General features: G+C 33.5%; 9 protein-coding genes. 4 read left to right on the top strand and 5 right to left on the bottom strand.

Annotation, left to right across the window (positions count from 1 at the left end):
- Window positions 1-1,649: 1,649 nt before the first annotated feature.
- The 3 genes from rimP to infB all read left to right on the top strand — a co-directional run bounded on the left by rimP (window position 1,650) and on the right by infB (window position 6,446).
- On the top strand, window positions 1,650-2,123 hold the full coding sequence (gene rimP / locus B2745_RS13760) for a ribosome assembly cofactor RimP (protein WP_304067740.1): 474 nt from the start codon (window positions 1,650-1,652) through the stop codon (window positions 2,121-2,123).
- A 30-nt stretch (window positions 2,124-2,153) separates the two neighbouring features.
- Complete coding sequence (gene nusA, locus B2745_RS13755; RefSeq protein ID WP_026905323.1) at window positions 2,154-3,389, top strand: transcription termination factor NusA; 1,236 nt, start codon at window positions 2,154-2,156, stop codon at window positions 3,387-3,389.
- Between the two features lie 63 nt (window positions 3,390-3,452).
- The gene (infB, locus tag B2745_RS13750) at window positions 3,453-6,446 is read left to right on the top strand and encodes a translation initiation factor IF-2 (protein ID WP_304067737.1); all 2,994 of its coding nucleotides are present in this window, start codon (window positions 3,453-3,455) and stop codon (window positions 6,444-6,446) included.
- 59 nt (window positions 6,447-6,505) lie between these two features.
- On the opposite strand, the gene B2745_RS13745 is transcribed toward infB, so the two are convergent.
- The 4 genes from B2745_RS13745 to B2745_RS13730 are packed head-to-tail and all read right to left on the bottom strand — an operon-like array spanning window position 6,506 to window position 10,296.
- Entirely contained in the window at window positions 6,506-7,498 is a 993-nt protein-coding gene (locus tag B2745_RS13745) for a glycosyltransferase family 2 protein (RefSeq protein ID WP_304067734.1), read from the bottom strand.
- Window positions 7,495-8,352 (bottom strand): alpha-1,2-fucosyltransferase, encoded by an 858-nt coding sequence (locus B2745_RS13740; RefSeq protein WP_304067731.1) that lies wholly within the window; start codon window positions 8,350-8,352, stop codon window positions 7,495-7,497. The genes B2745_RS13745 and B2745_RS13740 overlap by 4 nt, the downstream gene beginning before the upstream one ends.
- Before the next feature lie 60 nt (window positions 8,353-8,412).
- Window positions 8,413-9,351, bottom strand: coding sequence for a glycosyltransferase family 2 protein (locus tag B2745_RS13735; protein WP_304067728.1), 939 nt, complete (start codon window positions 9,349-9,351; stop codon window positions 8,413-8,415).
- On the bottom strand, window positions 9,352-10,296 hold the full coding sequence (locus B2745_RS13730) for a hypothetical protein (RefSeq protein WP_304067727.1): 945 nt from the start codon (window positions 10,294-10,296) through the stop codon (window positions 9,352-9,354).
- Between the two features lie 90 nt (window positions 10,297-10,386).
- On the opposite strand from B2745_RS13730, the gene B2745_RS13725 reads away from it, so the two are divergent.
- On the top strand, window positions 10,387-11,082 hold the full coding sequence (locus B2745_RS13725; RefSeq protein ID WP_304067725.1) for a glycosyltransferase family 2 protein: 696 nt from the start codon (window positions 10,387-10,389) through the stop codon (window positions 11,080-11,082).
- On the opposite strand, the gene B2745_RS13720 is transcribed toward B2745_RS13725, so the two are convergent.
- The gene (locus tag B2745_RS13720; RefSeq protein ID WP_304067722.1) at window positions 11,083-12,912 is read right to left on the bottom strand and encodes an ABC transporter ATP-binding protein; all 1,830 of its coding nucleotides are present in this window, start codon (window positions 12,910-12,912) and stop codon (window positions 11,083-11,085) included.
- Window positions 12,913-12,944: the final 32 nt, after the last annotated feature.

Here is a 12,944-nt window from a genome sequence, read left to right as displayed (position 1 = left end):
GTTTGTGCTTTGTTGAAAGCATTTGCAACACTTCTTCCGTTTGCTTTCCGGTAGTGTTTTATGAAAGTTTATGCAAAAGATTTATGGGTCTTTCCTGTCAAATCTTCATAGGCCGTCTTTCGTTCTTCGGAAAGATGGATTGATTTTTAAAGGCAGCTCCTAAATATCCGCTCTTTAGGGTCTTTATACTTTATACTATTCAAATCTCCGCTCCTTAGGTTCTTTTTACTTTCTACTTCCAGAAAGGAACAAACATTCATAAAAAACAGACTATCCCGAAGTGCATGAGCAATCCCCCAGAGCCGGAAAGACGAAAAAACAGGAGCAGAAATTAAAAAATCTTGCACAATCAAGCCTATAGCGCATGCGGTTTTGCGTTCGAGTTTGTGTAAACATTCATAAACCACAACCGAGCAAAAATAAGCGCTAATTGTTTTTGAGTGTGGGTAAGGGATGTGCGACAAAGGCTCCTGTGGGATTGATCAGGACTTTTGGTTCCTTTTGGTCCCTCAAAAGGAACGAGCCTCGCCGGCGATAGAGGCGGATAATTATTATTATTAAAGATATTATGAACTAATTAGCTAATGCGCTCAAGGCTTCCTAAGTCTAGCTGGATAGTAGCTTTTTCCTTTGCTGTAATGGCATTTTCACACAAGGCTTTCCGGCCTCATAGGCGGCCAACCCTATTCACTTTTTTCTTGATAAAAAAGTGAACAAAAAATCAAGGCTGATGAATATTTGTTGTTTCGTCTAAATAAATCTTTAACCACAATCCTGAGTGGTGTGAATGGTTTTGAATATTGAAAGCTTCTACAACACCCGTCGGATTGTTTCCCGCCAGTGCATAATGAAAGTTTTTGCAAAAGATTTATTTGCCTACACTTCCAAATCTTTATAGGCCGTCTTTCGTTCTTCGGAAAGTTTGGATTTAGCATTATTGAAAGCTCCTAAATATCTGCTCTTTAGGGCTTTTTAATTTTTACTTTTGATTTTAAACTTTTTAAGTCTTTCTAATCAATACTTTACACTTCCAGAAAGGAACAACCATTCATAAAAAACAGACTATCCCGAAGCGCATGAGCAACAATTAGTTCATTAGTTAAAATTTGATTAGGTTATAAGTACTAAATATCCGTTATTAAGTAATAAGTATAAACTATCCACTATTTAGGCATCTTTTTACTTTATACTTTTGACTTTTTACTTAAATAAAGCCTATAGCGCATGCGGTTTTGCGTTCGAGTTTGTAAAAACTTTCATAAAACATAAATGAGCAAAAATAAGCGCCAATTGTTTTTGAGTGTGGGTAAGGGATGTGCGACAAAGGCTCCTGTGGGATTGATCAAGGGTTTTGATTATTTTTTTCCTCTAAAAAGTAATGGGCCCCGCCGGCTCTTGAAGCGAATCATTAAAATTACGAAATCTAAATATCACTTAATCAACAAGCCATATTTTAGCTTTCCGCCTTTAGCGTTAAGCTTTCCGCCTTTAGCGTTAAGCTTTCTGCCTTCTGCATTAAGCTTTCCGCTTTTAGCTTTATTCACTTCATCATCAAAATTTTAGAATCTCAAAAATTTTATTACCTTTGTGCTGTTGAAAAAAGAGGGGGCTAGATGTCCCCTCTTTTCATTTATCCAAAAAATGTTGTCATGGGTGTTGAACAGAGAGTTAGAGCTTTAGCAGAAGAAAAAATAGCAGACAGGCCTGATTTATTTATTGTTGAAATTAAAGTCATCAATAACACCAAAATTATTATTCTTTTAGATGGCGATAATGGTGTAGGGATACATGATTGCGCTTTGGTAAGCAGACATGTGGGTTACCATTTAGAAGAGGAAAATTTGCTAGACCACGCTTATAATTTAGAAGTAAGTTCGCCTGGTTTAGATACACCTTTAATCTTGGATAGGCAGTTTGCTAAAAATATAGGCAGAAATGTAACTGTAAAACACCTTACTGGAGATAAAGTGGAAGGTAAGTTACTATTGGCAGATGAAGAAAGCATAACGGTGGCACATCAGGTGAAGGCTAAAGGTGCAAAAACCAAAAAAGCCGAACTTGTAGAAAGTAAAATTTTAAAAAACAGTATCGCTGAAGTAAAAGTAAGCGTATCTTTTAAATAGTAGCATTAATAAAATATTGATGAGAATAAAATGAATAGCATTAACTTAATTGATTCATTTCAGGAGTTTAAAGACTTCAAAAATATCGACAGACCAACCGTTATCAGCGTGTTGGAAGAAGTGTTTCGCAGTATGCTGCGTAAGCGTTTTGGTACCGATGAGAATTGTGATGTGATTGTAAACCCGGATAATGGGGATTTAGAGATTTGGAGAACCAGAACCGTTATGGAAGATGGTTTCTCTGAAGACGATGACTTAGAAATAGAATTAGCGGATGCGCATAAAATTGATCCTGATTTAGAAGTTGGTGATGATTTTATCGAGCAAATTACTTTAGAAAGCTTTGGAAGAAGAGCTATTTTAGCTGCTCGTCAAACTTTAGTATCTAAAATTTTAGAATTAGAGAAAGATGAGATTTTCAAAAACTATAAAGATAGAATTGGCGAGATTGTAACTGGTGAGGTTTATCAGGTTTGGAAAAAAGAGACTTTGGTTTTGGATGATGAGGGTAACGAGTTGATTTTACCTAAAACAGAACAAATTCCAGCAGATTATTTCAAAAAAGGTGATACCGTGAGAGCAGTAGTGCTTAAAGTTGAGATGTTAAACAGTAATCCAAGAATTATCATCTCTAGAACAGCACCAGCATTCTTACAAAGATTATTTGAGCTAGAAGTTCCTGAGATTTTTGATGGCTTAATCACCATTAAAAATATCGTTCGCGAGCCAGGAGAAAGAGCAAAAGTTGCAGTAGAATCTTATGATGATCGTATAGACCCAGTAGGAGCTTGCGTAGGTATGAAGGGTTCTCGTATACATGGTATTGTTCGTGAATTGAAAAACGAAAATATCGATGTGATTAACTTTACCAATAACATCTCTTTATACATCCAAAGAGCGTTATCGCCAGCAAAAATATCATCTATAAAATTAGATGATGAAACCATGAGAGCAGCTGTTTACTTGAAACCAGACCAAGTTTCTTTAGCTATTGGCCGTGGTGGACATAACATCAAACTGGCAGGTAAATTGACGGGTTACGAAATAGATGTTTACAGAGAATCATCTGAAGAAGACGAAGATGTTGATTTAGAAGAATTCTCTGATGAAATTGACGGCTGGATTATAGACGAATTTAGAAAAGTTGGTTTAGATACAGCTAAGAGTGTACTAGCACTTAATGTAAATGAATTAGTGAAACGTACTGATTTAGAAGAGGAAACTATCGAAGAAGTACTAGAAATTTTAAGAGCAGAGTTCGAATAATTTTAGATTTGCATTAAGTAAACGTACTTTTGTTTTAAAATTAGAATAGAAAGATCATAATAGATGTCAGAAGACAAAAAGTTAGGAATATTAAAAGTTGCAAAAGAACTAAACATCGGTATTGGTACGATAGCTGATTTTTTAGGTACTAAAGGTTTTAAAGTAGAAGCCAAACCTAATACAAAGCTAACCGATGAAATGTACGGAGCTCTTTTAAAAGAATATCAGGGAGATAAAATCCTGAGAGAAGAAGCTAAAAATATAGTTATTGGCAAGATCCGTCGTGATGACGCTACTCAGGTGAATGAAAAGCCAGAATCATCTACTGAAAGACAAGAAGCTCAGGAAGCGGATCATGAAATCCTGATCAAGAATACAGGTTCAGCAGTTCCGGTTTCACAAGAAGCTGAAAAAGTAGAAGCTCCAAAAGCGGAGCCTGCACCAAGTACTGGAGGTGTAAAAATTATTGGTAAAATCGATCTTGATAGTTTAAATTCTAAAACTCGTCCTGACAAGCGGAAAGAAGAAGTAAAACCGCAGGCAGCGCCACCTCAAGAAGTTAAAAAACCTGAGGTGCCACAACCAGTACCAGCTCCGGAGCCAGTTGCAGAAGTTGTAAAACCTGTTGAAGAAGTTAAGCCAGAACCAAAAGTCGAGGTTAAGCCAGAACCAGTTGCACCTAAAGCAGAAGAAGTTAAACCAGAGCCAAAAGCTGAGGTTAAACCAGAGCCAGTTGCAGAAGTTGTAAAACCAACGCAAGAAGAGCCTATTGATGATGAAGTGATTAGAGCTAAAGCTCAGCAATTAAGCGGACCAAAAATTATTGGTAAAATACAATTACCTGTAAATAAGAAAAAAGATCAGCCGGTTGCCTCTTCATCAAACCCTAATACGGCAGATAATAAAAGAAAGCGTAAGCGTAAACCAGCACCAGGTGGTCAGCAGAACAGGCCGGGTGGAGGTGCTCCAAATACCAATTCAGGAGGACAAGCTACTACAGGCGGCGGTGGTTACCAAGGTAATCGTCCACAAGGTGGAGGTCAAGGTCAAGGAGGTCAAAATAGACCAACTGGCGGCGGACAAGACAACAAAGGCGGAAGACCACCACACAAAAGAGGTCAGCCTTTACCACCTAAGGTAGAGCCTACAGAAAAAGAAATCCAAGATCAGATAAAAGCTACTTTAGCCCGTTTAAGCGGTGCAGGTAAGTCTGGTAAATTTGCACAACGTTCTAAACTACGTGGGCAAAAAAGAGATAGAGCATCAGCAAGTGCCGAAGAAGCAGCATTAGAACAAGAATTACAATCCAAAATATTGAAAGTAACAGAGTTTGTTACGGCTAATGAGTTAGCGAATATGATGGATGTTTCTGTTACAGAAGTCATTTCTACATGTATGAGTTTAGGAATGTTTGTATCTATTAACCAAAGGTTGGATGCAGAAGCCCTAACCATTGTGGCTGATGAGTTTGGATATGAAGTTCAGTTTGTAAGTGCTGAGGAAGAAGAGTTTAATTTAGAAGAAGAAGATAGAGAAGAAGATTTAATCCCACGTTCACCAATTGTTACGGTAATGGGTCACGTAGACCACGGTAAAACATCTTTACTAGACTTTGTGCGTAAAGCCAATGTTATTGCAGGTGAAGCTGGTGGTATTACACAGCACATTGGTGCTTATGAAGTGGTGGTAGAAGGCGATAAAAAAATTACCTTCTTAGATACGCCAGGTCACGAAGCGTTTACCGCAATGAGGGCTCGTGGTGCTAAAGTAACAGACGTAGCTATTATTGTTATTGCTGCGGATGATAGCGTGATGCCACAAACGGTAGAAGCTATTAACCATGCGCAAGCGGCAAGTCTTCCAATTGTATTTGCATTTAACAAAATAGATAAACCAGGTGCTAATACGGATAAAATTAGAGAGCAACTAGCTGCTATGAACATTTTAGTAGAAGAATGGGGTGGTAAATACCAAACTCAGGAAATTTCTGCTAAATCTGGCTTAAACATAGATAAGCTATTAGAAAAAGTATTGTTAGAGGCAGAATTACTAGACTTAAAAGCTAATCCTAATAAGAGAGCTGTAGGTACTGTAATTGAAGCGCAGTTAGATAAAGGTAGAGGTTACGTAGCTACAGTTTTAGTTGAAGCAGGTACCTTAAGAGTTGGAGATCCGATATTAGCAGGTTCTTACAGCGGACGTGTGAAAGCTTTATATAATGAGCGTGGAAACCGTGTAGAAAAAGCGGGTCCAGCAGCACCAGTTCAAGTATTAGGTTTTCAAGGAGCACCACAAGCAGGTGATAAGTTTAATGGTGTAGAAAGCGAACCAGAAGCTCGTGATATTGCAAACAAGCGTTTACAATTACAACGTGAGCAAGGTTTAAGAACCCAGAAACATATTACGTTGGATGAAATTGGTCGTCGTTTAGCGATTGGTAACTTTAAAGAGCTTAACATCATCATCAAAGGTGACGTGGATGGTTCTGTTGAAGCGCTATCAGACTCTTTACAAAAATTATCAACTGAAGAGATACAAGTTAAAATTGTACACAAAGCAGTTGGTCAGATATCAGAATCTGATGTATTGTTAGCTACCGCATCTGATGCCATTATCATAGGTTTCCAGGTTCGTCCATCAGCAGGAGCTCGTAAATTAGCAGAAGCAGAAGAAATAGATGTAAGATTATACTCTATCATTTACAAAGCTATTGATGAGATTAAAGCTGCAATGGAAGGTATGTTGGCGCCAGAATTTGAAGAGAAAATTGTGGCTAACGTAGAGATTAGAGAGACTTTCAAAATCACGAAAGTGGGAACTATTGCAGGTTGTATGGTTCTAGATGGTACCATCAACAGAAATAGCAAAATCAGAATCATCCGTGAAGGTGTAGTTATTTACACTGGCGAGTTAGACTCTTTAAAACGCTTTAAAGATGATGTTAAAGAAGTTAATCGTGGTTACGAGTGTGGTTTAAATATCAAAAATTTCAATGATATTAAAGTAGGCGATATTGTAGAAGCTTACGAACAAGTAGAAGTGAAAAGGAAGTTGTAATTTCTTAGATAATAATAGAAAACCCGTTTAAGTGAGAAGCTTGGACGGGTTTTTTAGTTTTAAAAATTAAATCCTATCATTTGTTTAAAGAGTTTTCGAAATTGCTTCGTAGTGAAGGCCTTCTTATCAAAAAGGGTTGAATTAAAAAAGTAGAAGATAGCACTTTTCTTTTTCTGATGCCTTAATATCTCAAACCACTTTAAATGAATAATAAGATTAAAATCAGATATAGGTAATTTTTTTGAACTTTGATTAGTAGCTTTTATTTTTTTTAATAGTGATAAAAATTCTTCTGTAGAATATTCTTTTACACGGCTGTAGAGAATAGCATGATGAATAGCTATTTCTCTTTCACTAACGTCTATACTCCATCTTAGATATAAAGCTTTAATTATTTTAAGTTCTTCTTGTGATAAGGCTTTATTTTCTGTAAGCGTAATATTGTGTTGATGCACTCTATATTTAACCAATATTTGGTTAAGGTTAGCTATCGGATAAAATTCAGAAATTCTTAAAGCTAAATCATAATCTTCTCCTAAACTATAATTTTGATAACCGCCAACTTCAAGCGCCGCTGCTCTTTTTAAGATAATACTAGAGTTTACAAATACATTCCCAAAGATTAATCTTTCGGCTAAATAATCGGTAGGCACATCTATAAGTACCTCCTCGTTTAAATGATTAAACTGAATAGCTTTACTTCCACAGATGGCAATATCTGGGTGGTTTTCCATAAAGTTATATTGTATTTCAAGTCTTTGTGGTAAAGCAATATCATCACTGTCTAATATGGCTATATATTTTCCTTTTGCTTCTTGAAGTCCTATATTTCTGGTGATAACAAGTCCTTGGTTTTTTTGGTTATTGATAAGTCTAATTCTTGGGTCTGTGTATTGATGAATAATGTTTTCAGAATGATCTGTTGAACCATCATTAACAATTAAGAGTTCAAAATTTTGGAAGGTCTGTTGCAAAATGCTGTTTAGGGCTTCACGAAGAAATCGTTCACCATTGTAAACAGCCATAAAAACAGTGATATCAGGTGAAATCATATTTTTATCCAATTAGAGGGTAAAATACCTATCTCTTTTTCATCATTTTTATGTATCCATTTTTTAGGACCGATAACCATCTTATTTGGATTTGTATTTAACCAAGCGCTCCACCAGCTAAAACTACTATTTGCTATGATTTGATGTTTACAATTACTCATCAATTGCATATCGATGTAATTATTTACCCCTGTATTTCCATCTATAAAAACTGCTTCTATGTTCTTAAAGTTTGATTTACACCACTCTATATCATCAGAGAAAAAATAAAAAATAGGTTGCTGAACATGCTCTTTTATATAATTTATAGCTTGTTGATAATAGTTTAAATTACAGATATTCCCTAATAATTCATGCCCTATATAGTCGCCTCTTCTAATATGAACAGCTATACTCTCATGAGTTCTCATTTGTATTAGTCTTTTTTCATTAGTTGTATCTAAGCTTTTTCTAAAGGTGAAATCTTTTCTTAGTTCGTCTTCTACATCAGAAAAATAAAGTGGATTTTGCCAATATCCCCAATAATATTTCTTTTTAACATCCTTAAAAATATCAGTATCGAAAAAGAATTCTTGTTGCTCTTGATAGTACGCACCTTTCAACCCTAATATTCTTCTTAACTTTCTATTATGCCACTCATTAAAATCCGGATTATAAAGTTTAGCTACAGAAGCCGAAACAATGTCTAATTTAATTGGAAAAATCTCCTCTAATTCTAATCCGTTGTGAAGATGATAATTGTTAAAGCCAGAGGTATCTGCTTTAACAGCATTAAATTTATGCTTTAAGGCTTTATAAAAAGCATATTGGAACATTTGATTCCCCAGGCCTCCAAGAAATTTAACAATTTTCATGATTTTTTATTTCTGAAACCAAAAGCAACTGCATTTATAAAATCAAATTAGTTTTCAGGTTTACTTTTGTAATCTCTTCCTATTTAATGCTTTAATAATAAATTTTATAAAATTAATTATTCCAGAATGTTTTAAAAGTATTAGTAGATTTTGTCTATTATTTAAGTTTCTAAAAAATAATTCTTTAAAATTATTGGTCTCAAGATGCTTATTCTTTTTTAGTAATATTTTCTTTTGTCTCTTACTTAAATTCTTATTTTCATTTATGAGTTCTTTTATTGTTTTTCTTATCACACAAACACTTTCATGCATCTTGAATTTCTCATGGCTTGTATTATTATTATGAACTCTTATAAGGGAATAAACCAAATCATTTTTTAAATAACCATATAAATAACCTTTAAAAGCTAATTTAAGCCAAAAATCCCAATCTTCGCCATAGTTCATATCATTTGAAAATCCATGCACATCAGCTAATATTCTAGCTCTAAAAACAGGACCACATATTGGTGTATTTCTTTCTATCAGACTATAAATTGTATTGTAAATATCTTCATCAAATTCAGGAGAAACTATATTATCATCTAATTCAAAACTAGAATATCGTATATTCATGTCGTCATTCTTAAAATAATAAGTATCACATGATAGTATATCCAAGTATGTATGTTTTTCTAAATATTCTATTTGTAACTTTAATTTATTTTCACTTATTAAATCATCTGCATCTAAAAACTGAATAAATTCTCCATTAGCAGTTTGAAGCCCCTTGTTTCTTGCTTTAGAAACTCCTTTCTTTTTTTCTGTCAGAAGTTTAAATCTCGAATCTTTTTTTGTGAATTGCTCTACAATTTCCTTAGTATTATCGGTAGAACCATTATCAATTATTATAGTTTCCCAATTATTATATGACTGTTTTTCTATTGACTTTAAAGTTTGAGCCAATAGGAAACCATAGTTATAGCTTGGAATAATTATAGAAATTAACCCTTTTATCAATTATTTTTGATTTAAATTATTAACTAACCATTCAAAATGTTCCTGAAATATAAAATCGTATGCATTATTCCCTTCAGGGATGACATTAGCAATCTCGTAATACACCTCTAAAATACGAGGTGTTTTTAATCCTTCTGCTATTGAAAAAGGAAATGATTGATTACCAATAAAGAATTTACATCCAGCAATTACTTGTGCCAAATGTAGAAAATCTGAAACTTGTAGCCACTCTAAATTAGGGATAAATTTTTTCATCGTTTTATATTCGGAAGCTACACCAACAAATTTTAAATTTTTATAGTTATTTAAAAATGAAAAATCTATTGATGGATTAGTGTATCTCTCGCTTCTAGCTAAGATTATGGTGTCTGAAAAAGAATAATCAGGTTTAACAGTTAACCAACTTTTGTACAATTCTGGATTAATACCTGTTACATAACCACACCATCTAGCTATATTACTTTTATCAAGAGGGATGAGACCTGCTCTAAAGAAATCTAAATCAACATGAATTTCTTGATGATTAAAAGGTTCACATACATTTATATATTCTTGTGAATTAATTAAAGGAATAAGCATGTTAGCCATCGCCTCGTTCATCATTACTTCTCCTAAAGGATGGGATGTAAAACCAGACATTTTAAGAGGTTGATTCAATCTTAAATAAAAGTTTATCTTTGTTTCAGTTAGTTCATAAAGCTTTTTTAATGTTGGTAAGGCATAAATAATATCACCTGCATTTCCACTATGTATAAAATTAATATACTGCTTTTGATTAATAAATTCTTGAATTTTATATAAATCAGTTAGTCTTTTATCTTCTATAAATCCTAAAATAAAATCTTTACTTTTTTGAGTTTGAATTAACCATTTATATTCTTTGTATTCTTTTTTATTAGTGAATTTAAGCCATAGCTTTGAAAGGGTATTTTTTTTTTTGACCATTATACATTTATTATGAGTACAAATTTACATTCTAACATATAGAATAAAAATGATTTAATTTATAATTGCTGAAAGTAATCATTAACCAATATGGAACATATAAGTATCATCATTGTAACTTTTAATGCCGCTAAAACATTGCAGAGATGTTTAGATAGTATTTATAGACAGAAAAATATAGTTGCTGAAATCATAATAATAGATGGAAATAGTACTGATGCAACAGTAGACATTATAAAAGCTAATACTGAGTATTTATATTATTGGGAAAGTAATAAAGATAATGGGATTTATGATGCTATGAATAAGGCTCTAAAGCATATCAAATCAAAATGGGTTTATTTCATAGGAGCTGATGATGAGTTATATGATGATTTCTCAAATTTTGTTTTGGAACTCGCGGACAATACTTGTATCTATTATGCAAACGTGATAACAAGAGGAATAAAAAGATCTGGTGAGCTAACCGCTTATCAACAAGCAAAAGATGGTATTTTTCACCAAGCTATGATTTATCCGAAAAGTGTGTTTGAAAAATTCAATTATAATCTTCGTTATCGTATTTTTGCTGACTATGAACTAAACATGAGATGTTTTAAACATTATAACTTTTTATATAAGGATTATATTATAGCTCATTTTAATCATACAGGTTCTTCAGGATTTATTGAAGATATTCAATTTAAAAAGGATAAAAGCTCTTTGATTTACAGAAATTTTGGCTTGATAATATGGCTTCGGTATATTTTTAAACAAATGAAAGAAAAATTTAGAAAAAAGAACTAACTACTCAAAAGTCTGCATATCAATTAATTTTTTATAAAGCCCTTGGTGCTGCATTAACTCTTGATGAGTACCTTGCTCAACTACTTGGCCTGCTTCTAAAACTAATATTAAATCGGCATTTTGGATGGTACTTAAACGGTGTGCAATAACCAAAGAAGTACGGTTTTTCATTAAATTATTGATAGCTTCCTGAACTAATTTTTCTGATTCTGTATCTAAAGCTGATGTTGCTTCATCTAAAATTAGAATAGATGGATTACGCAAAACTGCTCTGGCAATATTTAAACGTTGTTTTTGTCCGCCAGAAAGTTTCATCCCTCTATCTCCAATATTGGTATGATAACCATTTTCTGTAGCCAGAATAAAGTTATGAGCATTGGCAATTTTTGCTGCAGCCTCCACTTCTTCTTGGCTAACTTCATCTATCCCAAAAGAGATATTATTAAAGATGGTATCGTTAAACAAAATTGATTCTTGGCTAACCATGCCCATTTGAGATCTTAAAGATTCTATTTTTAGATTACGGATGTCTTTCCCATCAAATAAAATAGCGCCTTCATTTACATCGTAAAACCGTGGAATCAAATCAGAAATGGTACTTTTTCCACCTCCTGATGGGCCTACCAAAGCCACTGTTTGCCCTTTTTTAATGGTAAAATTTAATTTATCGAGTACTTTTTTATCGGTATAACCAAAAGAAACATTTTGAAACTGGATGCTATCAGAAAAAGGCTGAGCCGCAATGGCATCTGCTTTATCTGTAACCTCTGGTTTAGTATCCACCAAATTTAAAACACGCTCGCCAGCTGCAATACCAGAGTTTATATTACTAAAGGCATCTGTTAAAGCTTTTGCAGGGCGCATTACTTGTGAAAATATAGCAATATAGGTTACAAATTCCTCTGGAGCCAGGTTTGATGCATTTCCAAAAATCAAATTACCACCGTATAATAATATCCCAGAAACGGTACATATTCCCAAAAACTCTGATACCGGAGAAGATAATTGCTGTCTTCTGGTCATAGAGCGGGTAATTTTAGAATACTTTTGATTTTGCTTATCAAACCTATCTGTAACAAAAAATATAGCGTTAAAAGCTTTGATAACCTTGATGCTTGATAAGGCTTCATCTAAATAAGAAATCATCAGACCATAGGTCTCTTGTGATTCTGTGGCCTGTCTTTTTAGAGATTTTACAATTCTGGCAATGATTAAACCAGAAACAGGAATAACCAATAAAGAGAATAAGGTAAGTTTTACGGATATTAATAATAATGCGATGATATAGGCAATAAGTTGTAAAGGCTCTTTAAAAACAACTTGTAAAGTGCCAGTAACAGAGAACTGAACTACTTGTACATCAGAAGCAATTTTAGAGATAATATCTCCTTTTCTTTCATTACTAAAGTAGCCAACATGTAAATTCATCACGTTATTAAAAACCGTTTTACGGAGATTTAGCAAAGTATGAATGCGTAAATCTTCCATAATTCTTTGAGAAAGATAACGGAATAAGTTGGCCAGTAAGTTAGAGCAAATGATAACCACGCAAACAAACTTTAAGGCACCTATTTTACCTTCGTTAACAATGGTAGTTTTGAAGTAATAATTGAATAAATCTATCAGATAACTAAAAGAAAAGCTGGCTTCTGGAAAACTTGGTGCTATAATTTGTTCTTTGGTATCTAAAAATAGGGTGTTTAATAATGGGATAATTAAACCAAAATTAAGTGTACCAAAAACAACTGCAAACAGTGTACAGACTATATAAGGTATTGCGAATTTTTCTATAGGTTTTGCAAAAGATAATAATCTGAAGTATGTTTTCATGACTAAAAACGAAGTTGAGAAGATATAAAATC

Origin of the sequence: Pedobacter glucosidilyticus (assembly GCF_002483235.1) — a bacterium.
Lineage (GTDB): Bacteria > Bacteroidota > Bacteroidia > Sphingobacteriales > Sphingobacteriaceae > Pseudopedobacter > Pseudopedobacter glucosidilyticum_B.
The sequence above is the reverse complement of the archived record's forward strand: the minus strand, read 5'-3'. Positions and strand labels throughout refer to the sequence as shown.

What these genes read in the sequence shown, in the direction of transcription:
- B2745_RS13740 (WP_304067731.1), bottom strand. Translation starts at nt 8,352, where the DNA reads ATGAAAATTGTTAAATTTCTTGGAGGCCTGGGGAATCAAATGTTCCAA.
- nusA (WP_026905323.1), top strand. Translation starts at nt 2,154, where the DNA reads ATGAATAGCATTAACTTAATTGATTCATTTCAGGAGTTTAAAGACTTC.
- B2745_RS13745 (WP_304067734.1), bottom strand. Translation starts at nt 7,498, where the DNA reads ATGATTTCACCTGATATCACTGTTTTTATGGCTGTTTACAATGGTGAA.
- rimP (WP_304067740.1), top strand. Translation starts at nt 1,650, where the DNA reads ATGGGTGTTGAACAGAGAGTTAGAGCTTTAGCAGAAGAAAAAATAGCA.
- infB (WP_304067737.1), top strand. Translation starts at nt 3,453, where the DNA reads ATGTCAGAAGACAAAAAGTTAGGAATATTAAAAGTTGCAAAAGAACTA.
- B2745_RS13725 (WP_304067725.1), top strand. Translation starts at nt 10,387, where the DNA reads ATGGAACATATAAGTATCATCATTGTAACTTTTAATGCCGCTAAAACA.
- B2745_RS13720 (WP_304067722.1), bottom strand. Translation starts at nt 12,912, where the DNA reads ATGAAAACATACTTCAGATTATTATCTTTTGCAAAACCTATAGAAAAA.
- B2745_RS13730 (WP_304067727.1), bottom strand. Translation starts at nt 10,296, where the DNA reads ATGGTCAAAAAAAAAAATACCCTTTCAAAGCTATGGCTTAAATTCACT.